Origin of the sequence: Cycloclasticus sp. (assembly GCF_019090545.1) — a bacterium.
GTDB classification, from domain to species: Bacteria; Pseudomonadota; Gammaproteobacteria; order Methylococcales; family Cycloclasticaceae; genus Cycloclasticus; species Cycloclasticus pugetii.
On the sequence record NZ_JAHRVT010000052.1, the window covers coordinates 1 to 16927 of the forward strand.

18 protein-coding genes are annotated in these 16927 nt (G+C 42.9%); 8 read left to right on the forward strand and 10 right to left on the reverse strand.

Annotation, left to right across the window (positions count from 1 at the left end; genetic code table 11):
* The 7 genes from KUG63_RS11230 to KUG63_RS11260 form a co-directional block, all read right to left on the reverse strand.
* On the reverse strand, positions 1 to 415 hold a 415-nt coding region (locus KUG63_RS11230; RefSeq protein WP_287555386.1), incomplete at its 3' end, for a hypothetical protein.
* Between the two features lie 21 nt (positions 416 to 436).
* Positions 437 to 961 (reverse strand): PilX N-terminal domain-containing pilus assembly protein, encoded by a 525-nt coding sequence (locus KUG63_RS11235; protein ID WP_041932847.1) that lies wholly within the window; start codon positions 959 to 961, stop codon positions 437 to 439.
* 2 nt (positions 962 to 963) lie between these two features.
* Entirely contained in the window at positions 964 to 2046 is a 1083-nt protein-coding gene (locus KUG63_RS11240) for a PilW family protein (protein WP_020931785.1), read from the reverse strand.
* Positions 2043 to 2483, reverse strand: a complete 441-nt coding sequence (gene pilV, locus KUG63_RS11245) for a type IV pilus modification protein PilV (RefSeq protein ID WP_020931786.1) — start codon at positions 2481 to 2483, stop codon at positions 2043 to 2045. The genes KUG63_RS11240 and pilV overlap by 4 nt, the downstream gene beginning before the upstream one ends.
* Positions 2474 to 3052, reverse strand: coding sequence for a GspH/FimT family pseudopilin (locus KUG63_RS11250; RefSeq protein WP_287555389.1), 579 nt, complete (start codon positions 3050 to 3052; stop codon positions 2474 to 2476). The genes pilV and KUG63_RS11250 overlap by 10 nt, the downstream gene beginning before the upstream one ends.
* 80 nt (positions 3053 to 3132) lie before the next feature.
* Positions 3133 to 4245, reverse strand: a complete 1113-nt coding sequence (locus KUG63_RS11255) for a PilT/PilU family type 4a pilus ATPase (protein ID WP_020931788.1) — start codon at positions 4243 to 4245, stop codon at positions 3133 to 3135.
* 29 nt (positions 4246 to 4274) lie between these two features.
* A complete protein-coding gene (locus KUG63_RS11260; protein WP_020931789.1) occupies positions 4275 to 5312 on the reverse strand; it encodes a type IV pilus twitching motility protein PilT in 1038 nt (345 codons plus the stop codon).
* A 124-nt stretch (positions 5313 to 5436) separates the two neighbouring features.
* Between KUG63_RS11260 and KUG63_RS11265 the strand changes: the two genes are divergently transcribed.
* From KUG63_RS11265 to KUG63_RS11280, 4 genes are all read left to right on the forward strand, one after another.
* On the forward strand, positions 5437 to 6126 hold the full coding sequence (locus KUG63_RS11265; protein ID WP_020931790.1) for a YggS family pyridoxal phosphate-dependent enzyme: 690 nt from the start codon (positions 5437 to 5439) through the stop codon (positions 6124 to 6126).
* Positions 6127 to 6159: 33 nt separating this feature from the next.
* Complete coding sequence (gene proC / locus KUG63_RS11270; protein ID WP_073024126.1) at positions 6160 to 6987, forward strand: pyrroline-5-carboxylate reductase; 828 nt, start codon at positions 6160 to 6162, stop codon at positions 6985 to 6987.
* On the forward strand, positions 6987 to 7541 hold the full coding sequence (locus KUG63_RS11275) for a YggT family protein (protein ID WP_287555391.1): 555 nt from the start codon (positions 6987 to 6989) through the stop codon (positions 7539 to 7541). Before proC ends, KUG63_RS11275 begins: the two co-directional genes overlap by 1 nt.
* Positions 7542 to 7775: 234 nt before the next feature.
* A complete protein-coding gene (locus tag KUG63_RS11280; RefSeq protein ID WP_287555393.1) occupies positions 7776 to 9707 on the forward strand; it encodes a dynamin family protein in 1932 nt (643 codons plus the stop codon).
* Here the strand turns inward: KUG63_RS11280 and trmB are convergent.
* The 3 genes from trmB to KUG63_RS11295 are packed head-to-tail and all read right to left on the reverse strand — an operon-like array spanning position 9700 to position 12482.
* The gene (gene trmB / locus KUG63_RS11285) at positions 9700 to 10398 is read right to left on the reverse strand and encodes a tRNA (guanosine(46)-N7)-methyltransferase TrmB (protein ID WP_073024122.1); all 699 of its coding nucleotides are present in this window, start codon (positions 10396 to 10398) and stop codon (positions 9700 to 9702) included. The genes KUG63_RS11280 and trmB overlap by 8 nt on opposite strands.
* A 13-nt stretch (positions 10399 to 10411) precedes the next feature.
* On the reverse strand, positions 10412 to 11386 hold the full coding sequence (gene thiS / locus KUG63_RS11290) for a sulfur carrier protein ThiS (protein ID WP_287555395.1): 975 nt from the start codon (positions 11384 to 11386) through the stop codon (positions 10412 to 10414).
* 16 nt (positions 11387 to 11402) lie between these two features.
* Positions 11403 to 12482: a 3-deoxy-7-phosphoheptulonate synthase gene (locus KUG63_RS11295; RefSeq protein WP_020931796.1), complete on the reverse strand. Its 1080-nt coding sequence runs from the start codon at positions 12480 to 12482 to the stop codon at positions 11403 to 11405.
* Positions 12483 to 12626: 144 nt separating this feature from the next.
* On the opposite strand from KUG63_RS11295, the gene KUG63_RS11300 reads away from it, so the two are divergent.
* From KUG63_RS11300 to KUG63_RS11315, 4 genes are all read left to right on the forward strand, one after another.
* Positions 12627 to 13472 carry an HDOD domain-containing protein gene (locus tag KUG63_RS11300; RefSeq protein WP_258954350.1) on the forward strand — a complete coding sequence of 282 codons (846 nt, stop codon included), beginning with the start codon at positions 12627 to 12629 and terminating at the stop codon, positions 13470 to 13472.
* 86 nt (positions 13473 to 13558) lie between these two features.
* Positions 13559 to 15454 (forward strand): AsmA family protein, encoded by a 1896-nt coding sequence (locus KUG63_RS11305; RefSeq protein WP_073024118.1) that lies wholly within the window; start codon positions 13559 to 13561, stop codon positions 15452 to 15454.
* A gap of 23 nt (positions 15455 to 15477) precedes the next feature.
* Positions 15478 to 16527 carry an A/G-specific adenine glycosylase gene (mutY, locus tag KUG63_RS11310; RefSeq protein ID WP_020931799.1) on the forward strand — a complete coding sequence of 350 codons (1050 nt, stop codon included), beginning with the start codon at positions 15478 to 15480 and terminating at the stop codon, positions 16525 to 16527.
* Positions 16528 to 16540: 13 nt separating this feature from the next.
* Positions 16541 to 16801, forward strand: coding sequence for an oxidative damage protection protein (locus tag KUG63_RS11315; protein ID WP_015004898.1), 261 nt, complete (start codon positions 16541 to 16543; stop codon positions 16799 to 16801).
* Positions 16802 to 16927: the final 126 nt, after the last annotated feature.

The following is a 16927-nucleotide window of genomic DNA, read 5'->3' on the forward strand; positions in this document are numbered from 1 at the left end:
AGACAAACATATCCATGGCTGTCATGGTGGCCCAGTTCATAAAGTTACCACTAAATTTGCTGGTACATTCATGGTTGGTGTTATTTACTGGCCCAGCGGGGTTAAATTGCCCAGACCCATAGGTGTAGCATTTATTAGGGTCAAAATAACCAAGATATTCTTGAATAGGAGAATAACAGATACCTACAGTACCACCATCATTCACCCGACCAGTACACCCTGTTGATATATTAGGCTGATCATTATAAGCGGCCCCCCCCATTGGGGTTTCAACAGACATATTAAAGAGTACATTCGGATCTACCGAGGTGGTTAAAAATAAGGGTGATTGAGCAATGGCTGCATATGCAGAACCGGCTGTATATAAGGCGGCAAAAGCAATGAAAATAAATCTTTGGATGATTAGTTTTAACATGTGAGTGTCCCCCAAATCCATTTAGCGTTTATAGGTGCTTTGTAACATAACTACAGCGGTATCAGTGCCACCAAGTGCTCTAGTCGTGATACGGTAATAACGAGTATCAACGGCCACCCCAGCTTCTAAACTACTTCCAGACTCAGGCACGGCAGGCATTTCTTCAATGATGTATGCAGGTGGTGTTGTTATATTACTAAGTGTTCCGGTGTACGCAATAACATCGTTAGTGGTATCAGACCAATTGGTAACACTTGCGTCCCAACGTGCTGGCCCAGAGCCAGTCGGCTGATAGTGACCTAATGAGCTGCCGGTAAACGGTGGTAATATAGCGGTAGTTCTCAGGTATTCTTCTGCCTCACGCAGTGCAGATTCCCCTGCTTGTAATGACATGCTTCTATCCTTGAAATTCCCCGCCATTCTTTCTTCTAAAACAGTAGTTTGCATGCCTGAAATGCCTAGTAGAGTCATTATTAATAACATAATAAGGCTGACAAATAATACTGCGCCGCTTTGCTTGTTATGGAGTTTGAAATGATTATTCATACTTATTGCACTCGGTTTCTAATGCCGATTACGGTTGTAAAAACTCGGCGTAATCGATTATCTGCAGAGGTAACTGTCGCGCCATTATAGGTGTAAGTCATGTTGTCAGTAGTTAGGTTGTCGTCCTGAGTCTCAACCAATAAACTAATTTCAGCGCTGATCACATTGATCCAGTTTGTAGCCGCATTAACCGTGTTAGCCGTTTGATAAGCATCGACAATATCATCACCTGTTGTGTCTACACCATAAGTTACTTGCATATCTTCAACGCCTTCTATTAATTCCATAGGGTTTTGTGCTGAAGCGGCCTCGGTGTTATCAAATACCCATAGAGCATTTCGGCCGCCAGCACCTTGGCGTATAAAATAGGTTAGTGAGGTAAATTGGAGTAATTCAGAGTCAGCCCCGTATAATTTTGCGTTAGCGGTACCACAAGATCCTGTACCAATACCTGCTTGGTTAATGCAAAAGTGTGTGCCAGTGTTATTACTGGCTGGGTGAGGAATTGTTTGTGAGCCGGTACCATTGGAAACAGTGCCAGCTCTAAAAATATGAGCATCTTGGCAATCAGATATCATTAATGCGTCACCTGCTGTTAGGTTGCAACTATTAGGGGATGAAACTTTTATATTTGCAGAGGAGATGGTCATTGGAGTAATCAAGGTGGCTCCACAACTACTACCTTTTTGAATAGTAATGGTATCGGTACCACCGACGACTGAACCGCTAATGCTTGCATTTAATGCCGGGGCCCATACGGTAGCTGATGTGGCTTCGTTACCATTGATGATACTGTTTTCTGTGTAGTTCGGAACAGGTGCATTAGCAACAGTTTGCACATTCATTTCTTCTATGGCCCTGCAACCAGTGTAGCCTGCCTCACGAACGTCTCTGGTGATGAATTCCAGCGCGAAGCGGGCGTTTTCTTGCAATCTTGATTGTTCTTCTGTTATTCGGTAGGTTTGTTGAGAACTAACAAATACCTGACTGATGCCAGCAGCTAATAGCAGGCCAATAACCATAGCGACCATCAACTCAACAAGAGTAATACCGTACTGTGTTGTTTGTGTTTTGGTATGTGTCATAACTCTGTACTTATTGAAAAACGTTGGGTGTTACTACCACCTGTACCACGTGAATCATCCCACTGTATGGTAATGGTGGTGACACCAGTAGCGGTAACGATGGCGCCAGCCCCACCAGGGAGAGAGGCTGCGATGGCAGCTTTCCAAGCGACTCTGTCTGTATCGACAACAGAGGCAGACACTGGAGATGGTGTTGCGAGAGCAATATCATAGCCGCCTGCTTGTGCAACCAGTTTATTAACTCTCATACGATCTATAATGTCATATACGTGAATGACAGCTTCTGTGCGTAACTGTGCACTGTGGTTGCTTTTAAGGCTAGTGACTTGTAACCCTGCAAGGCCTAATAAACCAATCGCCAATACAAATACTGCTACCATTACTTCTATTAAGGAAAAACCGCTTTGGCGAGTTCTTATTTTTTTTATTACGGGCATGTTGCGGTTCCAGTAGATGTTCGAGGGCGGCCAGAAACACTGATACGTATGGATTTGGACTTTGCTGTGTCAACATTGTCAGCGCATACTCTAAATGTGTCATTAGCCAACCCGCCTGAGCTTGTTGATAGGCCGCTGGGTAGATAACCAAGCCAATCATCATAGTTGGCGCCTGTACGGAGTGTATAGCCATTTGGAAGAGAGCTATAAGTTTTTAGCAGGCAATCTTCGCCAGCTTCGCATAAATTAGCATCAGCATCGTCTGTTAGGATGCCGTCCCCATTTATGTCAGTAAAAATATCCCAGCCAGCATCCCAAACTTGACTAGTGCTACCTTTGCGATGAATGGTAACTTGAATGCCCCGCTTTATAGCTTCGCTTCTAGCCAAATTAAGCGAAGCGACAAGGTTGTTTGTCTGTGTAACGGTATGGTTTTTCCGTATGAATTGTTGATAGCCGGGCACAGCAATTGCTAAGAGAATGCCAGCTACAATAAGCGTGGTTAATAGCTCAATGAGTGTAAAACCTTGTGGTGGTTTTAAACTAATATGCTGTTGATGAATTTTCATGGTTTTGAGCCTAGCAGAATTTCACATAAACAGGGGCATTTGAAAGATGAGAGGTGTTTTATACCAGATAAACGGTAGGTTTATTCCGTATCTATTAAATGGATTGATTCGTCATTAAAGTCTGAAGAAGCTTCAGAGCCAAGTTTAATCATCAGCCTTACTTCATTTTGTGAATCAGCATACATCAGAGCATTTTCATAGCTAATCTCACCTTTTTTATACAATTCATATAATGCTTGATCAAAGGTTTGCATTCCGTGTTCAACTGATTTTTTCATTAAATCTTTTAGCTTATGTATTTCGCCTTTTCTAATGTAATCTGAGGCAAGAGGCGTGTTTATGAGTATTTCAATAACAGCTTTTCGGCCTTTGCCATCGATTGTGGGTATCAATTGTTGAGCTATTACAGCTTTGAGATTGAGTGATAAATCCATGAATAATTGGTTATGTGCTTCTTCGGGGAAAAAATGAATAATGCGATCAAGTGCTTGGTTCGCATTGTTTGCATGCAAGGTTGATAAGCATAAATGTCCCGTTTCGGCAAACGCGATAGCATGATCCATTGTTTCTCGTGTTCGAATTTCACCAATTAGAATCACATCAGGCGCTTGTCTTAGGGTGTTTTTTAAAGCTACTTCATAGGATTCAGTATCAATGCCTACTTCCCGTTGCGTAACGACACAGCCAGCATGAGAGTGTAAATATTCAATAGGGTCTTCTATAGTAATAATATGGCCGGTGCTATTGTTGTTACGGTGGCCGACCATGGCCGCTAATGATGTGGACTTGCCGGTTCCTGTTGCACCAACAAAAATAATGAGACCGCGTTTCGTCATCGCTAGCTCATTTAATATAGGGGGTATGCCCAGTTCTTCTGCTGTTGGTATTTTACTTTCAATTCGTCGTAATACCATGCCCGCACTGCTTCTTTGGGTGAACGCGCTCACACGAAAGCGACCAATGTCATGTCTTTGAATCGCAAATTGACATTCGTTAGTGGTCTTAAACTCTTCTTTTTGTTCGGGGGTCATTATGCTTAGGACTATTTCAAGAGTTTGAGAATTGCTTAATCGACTTTTAGAAATGGCTTGTAATTCGCCATTTATTTTCAAAGAGGGCGCCCAGCCAGTTGTAATAAACAAGTCAGATGCTTTTTTATGAACAACGAGTTGTAATAGGGCATCAAAATCCATGATTAATCTCCTTACTGTAGGGGGGGGATTTAATTGAACGTGCTTTTATCAGCGGCTTTCATGCGGGCGTCTTGTCTCGAGACAATCCCAGCTTGAACGAGTTCAGTTAAGTGTTGATCAAGTGTTTGCATACCATCTTTACGACTGGTTTGTATTGTGGAGTACATTTGTGCAATTTTATCCTCTCTAATGAGATTACGTATGGCAGGGGTGCCGGTCATTATTTCCCAGGCGGCGATTCGTCCACCACCAATTTTTTTCATCAAGGTTTGGGCAATAACAGCTCGAAGTGATTCAGATAACATGGAACGCACCATGCCCTTTTCGCCTTCTGGGAATACATCAATAATCCGGTCAACGGTTTTAGCGGCGGAGCTGGTGTGTAGTGTACCGAAAACTAAGTGCCCCGTTTCTGCGGCGGTTAACGCAAGTCGAATGGTCTCAAGGTCTCGCATTTCACCTACAAGAATAATGTCAGGGTCTTCACGTAGCGCAACTCTTAGGGCTTCACTGAACCCATGGGTATGTTTGTGTACTTCACGTTGATTAATAAGGCACTTTTTGCTTTTATGAACGAATTCGATAGGGTCTTCAATGGTGAGAATATGTTCGTATACATTGTCATTTTTATAATCCATCAACGCTGCTAGCGTGGTGGATTTACCTGACCCAGTTGGGCCGGTTACTAGCACAAGACCGCGTGGAACATTGATGATCTCCTTAAAAGATTGCGGGCAATTTAAGTCTTCTAGGGTAAGAATATCAACGGGAATAGTTCTAAATACAGCAGCTGCTCCACGATCCTGGTTAAATGCATTAACACGAAAACGGGCCGTACCAGGCAATTCAAATGAAAAATCAACTTCTAGGAACTCTTCATAATCACGTCGCTGTTTATCGTTCATGATATCGTAAATCATCGAGTGAACTTCTTTATGCTCTAGTTCAGGCATATTGATTCGACGAATATCACCATTAACACGAATCATTGGTGGTAAGCCGGCTGAAAGATGTAAGTCCGATGCGTTATTTTTTGTGCTAAAGGTTAGTAAATCTGAAATATCCATGTGTTAAACCCGTTTGCCCCAAAGAGCTCTGTTATTTGTATAATAAAATAACTAGAAAATATCACTATCATTAGCGTATGTAAATTCTAGTACGTACCCCAAGTATAGGCACGAATTTTAAATAATGCTTCCTTTATTACAACGATACTTTGCACAACAAGCGTTGATCGAAGATCTAGAGCAAACACGCTCTTCACCTGTTAAGTTATTAGCAGTTAGTAAAACACGTCCAGCAAGCGATGTGGCGGTGCTGTACTGTGCAGGGCAGCGTGATTTTGGTGAAAACTATTTACAGGATGCGCTGAAAAAACAACACGTACTGGCGCATTTAGATATTTCATGGCACTTTATTGGGCCTATTCAGTCAAATAAAACTCGCGACATTGCGTGCTATTTTAGCTGGGTACACAGTGTAGACCGGTTAAAAATAGCGACTCGTTTAAATCAGCAGCGACCGGCTTATCTGCCACCGCTTAATATTTGTTTGCAAGTGAATGTTGATGAAGAAGAAACCAAGTCGGGTTTTTATTTAGATGAGTTGTTAGACGTTATTGAACCAATATTATCATTGGAAAACGTTCGGTTACGAGGGCTTATGGCTATTCCCAAAGTAGATAAACCGATAGCTGAGCAGCACGCATCGTTTAGGAAAATGGCACAGGCAAAAAAAGAAATTGAGCAAACATTTGATATTAGCTTGGATACGCTTTCGATGGGAATGAGCGGCGATTTACAGGTGGCCGTTGCAGAAGGAGCAACAATGGTGAGAGTAGGCACCGCTATTTTTGGCGAAAGACTAAAAAATACGGTTTAATGGCGTTTATAAAATTTAAGATTAAGTGAGAGTATGAATACAAAACAGATTGGATTTATTGGCGGTGGCAATATGGCCAGCAGCTTAATTGGTGGGCTTGTTAGTAATGGTTACCCAGCCGATAAGCTAACCGTTGTTGACCTAGATAGTGAAAAACTGAGCTATTTAAACCAAACATTTGGGGTTAATACCTTACAAGACAGCAAAGAGCTAGCCACTAAAGCAGATGTTTTGGTATTAGCAATAAAACCCCAACATATGCAATCGGTTGCACAAGATTTAGGGCAGGCGATACAGGATAAATCCCCTGTTGTGGTATCTATTGCAGCCGGTATCCGAGTTGAGGCCCTTGATCGTTGGTTAGGCGGCCATTTACCGATTGTTCGTTGTATGCCTAATACGCCAGCGCTGCTTAAAACAGCGGCGACAGGGCTTTATGCAAATGCTCAGGTGACGGAAAACCAAAAAGACTTGGTGGAATCCCTGTTACGTGCAGTTGGAGTGACTGTGTGGGTGGAAGAGGAGCATGAGCTGGATGCGGTGACAGCCTTGTCAGGTAGTGGGCCAGCCTACTTTTTTATGATCATGGAAGCGTTGGAGGCGGCAGGAATAAAGGCGGGTTTGAACCAAAAAACAGCGCAATTATTAACACAAGAAACAGCTCTAGGTGCGGCAAAAATGGCGCTAGAGTCGAGTGAGCCAGCAAGTGTATTGCGTCAACGCGTGACCTCACCCGGAGGCACAACGGAGCGTGCTATAGGTATTTTGGAAGAGCAGGGGCTAAGGGATATTTTGCAGGCTGCGCTGTTGGGAGCAAAAGAACGCTCAATCGAGTTATCTGACGAATTGGGAAATAACTGATGCCAGAAGGATATTTGTCAAACCCATTGATGCTGATTATAAATTCGTTGGTAGGTGCGTATATTTTTGTGTTAGTACTGAGGGTGCTACTGCAATACACGAATGCGGACTCAAGAAACCCGGTGTCGAGCTTTATTATTAAAGCAACACAGGTACCGCTGAAAGTACTAAAGCCGATTTTCCCTACAGTTAAAGGGCTTAACCTATCGGCTATTGTGTTGATGTTGGTTTTGCAGATGCTAATAGGTTTTTTAGCCATGAGAGGGCAACCGAATGTTTGGGTGGTTTTTATTTGGAGTTTGACAGAACTTATTAGCACCATTATTAATGTTTTTATTTATAGTATTTTCGCAACCGTTATTTTAAGTTGGATAAACCCGGGTGCTCATAATCCGGTGGTCAGCTTGTTATATAAAATAACAGAGCCCGTATTGACGCCTTTCCAGCGCTTGATTCCACCAATGGGTGGTATCGATTTTAGCCCGATAGCGGCCTTGTTAGCGCTGCAGGTATTAAAAATGTTACTACTACCACCGCTTTTTGCTTTGATATAGCAAGGGACGCACTTGGGAGAATACGCGCGGCTAGTGCGACTGCCGAGTTGGTACGTGCTTGCCGCTAATGTATCGATTATCTTGGCAGTTTTCCCTCAAGGTATAAAATATTATTAGCGCAAACGCCCTAGTGTGTATCGGCAGCCATCGTGCTGTCAGAACTTTTCAAATAATCATCTATACTTTTAAGAAAGCTTTATGGAATAAGCCGGCTAAATAAAGGGTGGTTAACAAATGAACCTTGATGCACAACTTCGCAGTTATGACCTATGGAAGCAGTCAATGACTGACTCTATAAAGGTTTATCAGCATTGGTTAGATGAAATGAGTCTTACGGATACAGAGACAGAGTTGATGTTGATTAAAAATTTACGTTTGATAGAAAAAGACACGATTACTATCGCTTTTGCGGCTGAATTCTCGCGAGGTAAAACAGAGTTAATTAATGCATTATTTTTCTCGTCTGCGGGGATACGTTTATTACCATCAAGCCCAGGCCGGACAACGATGTGCCCGACGGAGCTGTTTTATGACCCCCAAGAGGCACCTTACCTTAGGTTGTTAGATATTGAAACGCGTGTTAGTGATATATCGATAGAAGACTATAAAAAAGACCCAAAACACTGGGCGCATTTTGCACTTGATTGCGACTCGCCCGAAAAAATGCAAGATAGTTTTTTACAGTTATTAAAGACAAAGACGGTGCCAGCGAGACGTGCGAAAGAGCTGGGGTTGGTGAGCGAAGATATTGAAGGTGACGTGACAATTCCTATGTGGCGTCATGCTCTAGTGAGTTTTCCACACCCGTTGTTAGAAAAAGGTTTAACAGTGTTAGATACGCCGGGCCTCAATGCACTGGGTAGCGAGCCGGAATTAACTTTAAGTATGTTACCAAATGCTCAAGCAATGATTTTTGTATTAGCGGCAGATACCGGTGTGACGCAAAGCGATATGGCAATGTGGAAACAACATCTTCAAGGGTATAGACGTAAACACCCACATAGCTTAGCTGTTGTATTGAATAAAATTGATACGATGAATGACGAATTGATGAGTGATAAAGAGTGGGCTGAGTCGATTCATAAACAAACATTGGAAACAGCACGGTTATTAAATTTAGATGAGCAAGCTATCTTTCCATTATCGGCCAAGCAAGCGTTGATCGGTAACATTAAAAAAAATGAACAAATGATATCCTCAAGCCGTTTAACAGGTTTGGAAAATTTCCTGTCAGATAGAATACTTAGTTCACAAAAAGAGATTCTTCAGCACAAAGTGATTGATGATGTCGTAGAAAGTATGAGAATAGCAGACAATGCCATCACGAGCCGGTTGCAGCATGTCGTGAGCCTTACAAGTGAGCTGAACGGGTTTTACAGTAAGAGCGAGGCAGCAACGGCTGAATTATTATTGGAAACCCGCAAAGAACAAACTGTATACAAGCAAAACCTAACGCATTTGCAAACCAGTCAGCATATTTTTTATACGCAAATAGCTGATTTATTGGAGGTGGTGAACACTCGGCGAGTGTCATATTTAATTGAAGAAGGTCGTGAGCAAATGAGTAAGAGCTGGACCAGTGTTGGTATTCGTCAAGGCATGCAAACTAGTTTTAAAGGACTACATGAACTGTTAAAGGAAACCTTAAGCACCACACAAGCAAGTATTAAGTTATTAGATGCGATTTATAAGCGCTTTAAAGACGAGCATAACCTTGATGCGGAGCAGGCTGAAAGGTTTGATGTCACTGGTTATCAACTACGATTAAATAAGCTGCTTCGAGATGGCTTAGAATTTAGTAGTAGTTCGGCGGTTGCACTAACAGAACAAAATGCATTAACGAAACGATTTGTTGACACGATTGGATCGCAGGCAATGTCCATTTTTGAACAAGCGCAAACTGATATTAATCGTTGGAAATCGATGGCTTTTGCTAGTTTGATTCGAGAGGTGAGTGAGCAAAAAAAGATGATGGATAGCAAATTAGAGAGTCTGAGAGATGTATCTGCAGGTAAAAATAAACTGGACGAAAAAATTGCCAACAATAAAGTATTGGAGGCTGAGTTATTGGAACGACTAGAGCAGCTTCAACAAATGATGGAGAAGATTAAAGTGCCGACAATGACTTTAGGTGAACGAAAATGTGTGAGTGAGGAGGTTATTTAATAGTCTTAGTGATAAAAATCATATCCCATACGGCATGGCCTAAACGTAAACCTCGGTTTTCAAATTTAGTTAATGGCCGAGAGTCTGGGCGTTCGGCATAATTTGGCTCAGTTGAATTAATAAACCCTGGATGAGCGTTTAACGTCTCCATCATGTGTTCGGCATAGTTTTTCCAGTCTGTTGCAGCATGAAAGGACCCACCAGTTTCCAGTTTAGAGTGAATAAGGTTTAAAAAACCTGTTTGAACAATACGGCGTTTATGATGCCTTTTTTTGTGCCAAGGGTCCGGGAAAAACAGTTGTACGCAGTTGAGGCTATGGTCAGGAATAGCGTGCTGAAGTACCTCAATAGCATCGGTATCAAAAAGACGAATATTAGTCAGCTTCTTCTCTAAAACGATACGCAATAAATGCCCAACACCAGGCCGATGCACTTCAATACCGATAAAGTTTCTGCCTGGGTTATTCTCAGCCATGGTGGTTAGGCTTTCACCATTACCAAAGCCTATCTCTAGTGTTATAGGATGGTTGTTACCAAACAGCGAGTCTGGCTCAATAAGAACGGCCGGGTCCAAGCCATATAATGGCCAGCCTGTTTTAATGGCGCTGTCTTGTCCGGGTGTTAAGCGGCCTTCACGTTTTACAAAACTGCGAATGCGCCGCAAGAAGTTGGGGTTGGTTTCGTTGCTCATGAATAAAGCTCGGTTAAATTAAACCATCCAACGGTGAGGAGGCAGACGCATATCGGCGGCGAGGCATACGACCAGCCAAGAAGGCTTCACGCCCGGCCTGCACGGCTTTTTTCATGGACGATGCCATTAGTACAGGGTTATTGGCGTGGGCAATAGCTGTGTTCATGAGAATTCCATCGCAGCCCAATTCCATACCAATTGCAGCATCAGACGCGGTACCGACGCCAGCATCAACAATAATGGGTACCTTAGCATTTTCGATGATGGTGAGAATATTGTATGGGTTACGAATACCCAAGCCTGAACCGATTGGAGCGGCAAGTGGCATAACGGCTACACAGCCCATCTCCTCTAGCCGTTTAGCAATAATAGGGTCGTCGTTGGTATAAACCATTACGTCGAAACCTTCCTTAACGAGAATGTCAGCAGATTCTAAGGTGGAAGTAATATCAGGAAATAGGGTTTTTTCGTCGCCTAATACTTCTAATTTGACCAGTTTATGCCCACCTAATAGTTCTCGTGCAAGGCGGCATGTTCTAAGAGCATCTTTAGCGGTATAGCAACCGGCTGTATTGGGTAAAATAGTGTATTTATCAGGGGAAATAACATCGAGCAAATTAGGCTCGCCAGGGTTTTGGCCAATATTCGTTCGGCGAATGGCTACCGTGACGATCTCAGCGCCGCTCATTTCGATAGCCGTTTGGGTTTCTGCCATATCTTTATATTTGCCCGTGCCCACTAGTAATCTAGAGGAAAAAGATTGGCCGGCAACAACAAGGTCATCGGGTTGACCGCCACCAATGGCTTGTACGACTTCCACAGTATCTCCTTCTTTAAGTTGAATAGTATTAAACTGGTCGGAGGGCTTTATTTCTTCATTCAGTTCAATAGCAATACGCTTTCCGAACAGGCCCATTTGTTTGATCAGTTGCTCCAAAGTTGTTTTATCGTCACAGCTAAAATTTTCGCCATTAAGTTGAATTTTCATCAGCAGTTATCAATGATTAATCGTTTGCACTATCTAGTTTGCTTTTGCGCCTTGAGCGCACAGCGGCCGCTAATTCTTCTAGCAACTGCACGCTGCTATCCCAGTCAATGCAAGCATCGGTAATACTTTGACCATAAACAAGTTCTTGGCCGTCAACTTGATCCTGGCGGCCAGCGACTAAGTGGCTTTCAATCATAACGCCGCTAATACGCATGTCACCACCGGCTATTTGTTTCGCCACATCCTTACCTACGAGCATTTGGCGCTCGTGTTGTTTGTTGCTATTGGCATGGCTAAAGTCAATCATCATGTGTAGGTTAACGCCGGCTTTCGCAAGTTCTTTAGCGGCAGCATCAACACTGTCGGCATCATAATTCGGCGTTTTGCCACCGCGTAAAATTAAGTGACAGTCGTCGTTGCCAGCGGTTTGAAAAATGGCCGACTGGCCTTTTTTGGTAACCGATAAAAAGTGATGTGGGCGAATGGCTGCTCCAATTGCATCAATCGCTACTTTAACAGTGCCATCAGTGCCATTTTTAAAGCCGACTGGGCAGGAGAGGCCGGATGATAACTCGCGATGCGTTTGGCTTTCTGTGGTTCTCGCACCGATAGCGCCCCAAGCAATCAGGTCGGACACATATTGAGGTGTGATTAAGTCTAAATATTCTGTCGCGGCAGCAATACCTTGAGAGTTGAGATTTAGTAGTAATTCCCGTGCAAGATGAACACCTTTGTTAATGTCAAAACTATTATCAAGGTTTGGGTCATTAATAAGCCCCTTCCAACCAACAGTGGTACGTGGTTTTTCAAAATATACTCGCATCACGATGATCAGATCGTCAGATAAGCTATTAATGTAAGGTTTTAAATGAGCAGCGTAGCCGAGCGCTGCCGTAGTATCATGAATTGAGCAAGGGCCAATAACGACCAGTAAACGGTCATCTTCGCCATGCAATACTTTATGAATAGCTTTCCGAGTTGAGGCAGTAGTTTCCGCAGCCGTATCTGTAATGGGCAAATCTTTGTGTAATTGTTCAGGAGAAATAATTTCCTGCATACCAAGAATTCTTGTGTCGTCTGTTTGAATTGAGTTCATGATCAGTCCGTTCCATGCTGATGCTAGTGATAGCCTAAACCAGCAAATTAATAAAAGACTGGAAATAATACATCTAATCGGTTGATTTTGCCTGCCCCTTGACCAAAAATAGATTAAATACTTTCAAATTAACAGGGAAACTTAATGATGGAAGAGGAATATGGAGAATACGATGAGGTTTTTGAAAAAATTCTTGCGAATAAGTCTTTATTACCCGCAATACCAGATGTTGGCCTGAAAATTTTATCGGCGTTAAACCACCCTAATGGTAACGTTAAGATGTTTGCGAAGATTATCGAAAGTGATATGGGCTTATCTGGGTTTATTATTAAAACTTCGCGTAGTTTAAGGTACTTGACCCGAGTGCCTCCTACAGGGGTTGAGCAGGCAGTTGCCCGAATGGGTTTGCGTGAAACCTATCATCTATCACTTAGTTTTTTGTCAAAATCTGTTTTTCATTCGTCAAATAAGCAAATTGAAGGGTATATAAAAGAGGCATATCGGTTTTCTACTAAGGTTGCAGTGATATCTTATTTTTTAGCGGGTAAAGCTCAAGGATTGGCATCGGGCGATGCAATGCTAGCTGGCCTCTTTCAAGATATTGGTGTGCCCTCTATTTTAGCGACACTGGAAGCGTACCCAGACATCTTGCAAAACGATCTGAACAGAACAAGATGTATTGATGTATTGGCACCTAGGGTCGGCGCGCTGATCATTAAGAAATGGGGCTTAGACGAAATGCTGGACGTTGTAGAAAGCCGGAAAAATTGGCAGTTAGATAATGAACAGGTTGGTTTGGCAGAGTTGGTGTTGATTGCACGTGTGCATGCAACAATTGGAACGCCCGAGTTTATGATGTGCCCGCCGTTACTTAAAATCCCTGCTTTTCAAAAATTGAAATTAGGGGAGCTTGGCCCCGATAACACATTGCAAATACTCATTGATTCAAAAAATGAATTGGCTGAAATAGAGCGTTTGTTAGCCGCTTAACTTAAACCGGTCATTCATGCAGCCTTAAGTAAAAGGCTGATATCATCTAAGGATATAAAACGAATACTCAAGGGGGAGTAAAAGTTATGAGAACATTATTTAAAATTTTGGGTGGTTTAGTATTTTTATTGGTTGTGACTATTATAGTTGCGCCAATGCTGATTGACCCAAATGCTTACCGAGAAGAGATTCAGGCGGTTGTTAAAGATAAGACCGGCCGTGATTTGTCCATCAATGGTGACCTTAATTTATCTATTTTTCCTTGGGTGGGCGTGGGTATTAACGAGGTGAGTTTAAGCAATGCAACAGGTTTTAACGCCGAATACTTTGCAGAGATTCAAGAGGCAAACGTTAAAGTTAAGCTGCTACCGTTGTTAAGTAAGCAGGTAGAAGTGAGCACAGTTGTTCTAAAAGGCATGCGGTTAAACCTAGCAAAGGATAAACGCGGCAAAACTAACTGGGAAGATATGATCCAGTCATCGGCTGAGGGCGATAAAAAACCAAGCGATACGAATGCTGATCAAGCATCAGGGGCTGCCTTAGGTGCGATAGCAATTGGTGGTGTGCAAATTGTTGATGCAAACATATCATGGGATGATGCCAGCAAGGGTGAAAGCTACAACCTGACTGATTTAGGCTTGAGTACAGATGCGTTATCTATAGGGTCGCCAATGGGTGTTGAGTTAGCCTTTACCGTAGAAAGTAGTAAACCAAAAGCGACAATACGTTTGAAGCTTGATGGTGATGTGGTGATTAACGAAGGGTTAAATGAATTTGATTTTCAAGACTTAGCGTTAGCAATTGATGCGGCCGGAGAACCTGTTCCAAATGGTGCAATGAAAGTTGATATAGCCACTCACTTGGTGGCTGACTTAGCAAAATCGGGGAGCTTAACGCTAGATCCTATGACGATTAAATTCGATGATTCAACGTTATCGGGTAAGGCATCTGTTAATAATTTTGATAAGCCAGCGGTCACTTTTGATTTAGCGGTAGATACAATAAATATTGATCGTTATCTGCCAAAAAAAGCCACAGAGGGGAGCCAAAGCAGCGCGGGTAATAGCGCCTCTGTTCCTCCGCCAGCAGCAGTTGCGTTAATTCCTGTTCAAACAGTCCGTGATTTAAATATCAATGGTTTGTTTGCAGTGCAATCGCTCATTGTTAATGGTTTAACGGCACAGGAGGCGAGTGTAAAAGTTGTCGCTAAAAATGGTGTTTTAAATTCACAGCAGAGTGTCAAAAAGTTTTATAACGGTAGTTATGAGGGTAAAACAACAGTTGATGCGCGCCAAAATACACCACGTATTAGCGTTAAAGAACAGGTAACGGGGGTTGATATTGAACCGTTGATGGTAGACCTGATGGGAGAGTCTAAGGTGTCTGGCGTGGCCAATATTAAAGCAGCGTTAACCACGCGCGGGAATACGGTTGCTGCGTTTAAGTCGGCATTAAATGGTACTGCGCAGTTTAGTTTCGAAGACGGCACGGTAAAAGGCATTGATGTTGCTGCATTAATTAAACAAGGTGAGGCTGTGCTGAAAGGTGATGTATCTGCGCTGGCAGCTCAAGGCACGGGTGAAACAGCCTTTGCAAATATGTCTGGTACTGCGCAAATAACTAATGGCTTGGTTAACAACCAAGACCTCTTGATGGCCTCACCCTTGATTAATATCAAAGGGGCAGGGACAGCAAATTTAGTCAGTGAGGTGTTGGATTATCGACTAACATTACAGCGGACAAAGGCACTTAGTGAGGCCGAGCAAGCCGATGCTGAAGACCTTAAAAACATGTTAATTCCCGTGAATGTGTCTGGAACATTTGCAAAACCAAGTATTAAGGTTGACACCAAAGCGATCGTACTCGAGACGCAAAAAGAAAAAATTGAAGAAAAGAAAACAGAGCTAAAAGAAAAGCTCGATGAGAAAATTGGCGAGAAATTAAAAGGCCCAGCGGGTGACTTATTAAAAAGCCTATTTTAATAAAGCAACCTCAGCAGCTGTCCGTGGGGCCTGAATATTTTCAGGCCCTTGTTTTTAGTTGGTTTGAGTTGCACGGCAGAAAGAGTTTGCCTTGGCAATTACCGCCAGAGCCCTACCGTGTTTGGTTGTCTGAGATCATGTTGCAACAAACTCAGGTAACAACGGTTATACCGTATTTTGAGCGATTTATTCAGCACTTCCCAAGCGTTGAAGCGTTAGCAAAAGCGCCATTAGATGATGTGCTGCATTATTGGTCAGGTCTTGGGTATTATGCACGGGCAAGAAACCTTCACAAAACAGCAGGCATCATTGCTAATCAGTATGGGGGGCGTTTTCCTCAAACGCTCGCTGAGCTTGTTGAGTTGCCGGGTATCGGGCGCTCTACGGCTGGGGCGATAGCAAGCTTATCAATGGGGCAGTCAGAAGCGATACTTGATGGCAATGTGAAACGCGTGCTCTGTCGTTTTTTTGCGATACAGGGCTGGTCTGGGAATAGTGCCATTTTAAAGCGTCTATGGGCTATTTCAGAGCAGTTAACACCTAAGCATAAGGCTGGTAACTATAATCAGGCCATGATGGATTTGGGCGCAACGGTTTGTAAGCGTTCAAACCCCGACTGCCCGCAGTGCCCATTAAAGGACGACTGTTTGGCACTAAAGAAAAACTTAGTTTCAGAATTACCGACACCAAAAAAACGAATGAGTTTGCCGGTTAAAAAGCGGTACTGGTTAGTCTTTAAAAATGCTCAGACGGTTTTACTCAATCAACGACCGCCAACAGGATTATGGGGTGGACTATGGGCTTTTCCAGAATTTGAAACGTATGACCAACTGGTTGAGTGGTGTGAAAAAAATGACACTGACATAACTGGGGCGAAAACAATAGCGGAAAAACGTCATACATTTTCTCATTATCATTTGGATTACACGCCTATTGTTTGCTCGACGCCAGCGGTTAGCTCGAAAGTTGCAGAAGATAATAGATCTAGCTGGTATGAAATAAACAGCCGTGTGAAAATAGGTCTCCCAAAGCCGGTGAGTGAATTAATTTCCCAGCTAACGAATGAATCATAAGAAGGTTAATACTATGTACTGCCAAAAATTAAAACGCGAAGCCGATGCGCTAGAAAAGCCGCCTTTTCCGGGTGAGCTTGGTGAAAAAATCGTACAAAATATCTCAAAAGAAGCCTGGCAGATGTGGCTAGCGCAACAAACGATGCTTATTAACGAAAATAGACTAACGCCTTTTGAGCCTGAAGCGCGTGCTTTATTAAAGGCAGAAATGGAGAAATTTTTATTTAGTGATGACGCTCAAGCACCAGAAGGGTACGTTCCGGTCGATAAATAAGGTCATTTCTAACATCTTTCTTGACTAAAGTTGCCTGCCGCTGTTTAATACGCGACCACATCTTAGATGCCCAGATAGCTCAGTCGGTAGAGCAGTGGACTGAAAATCCTCGTGTCGATGGTTCGA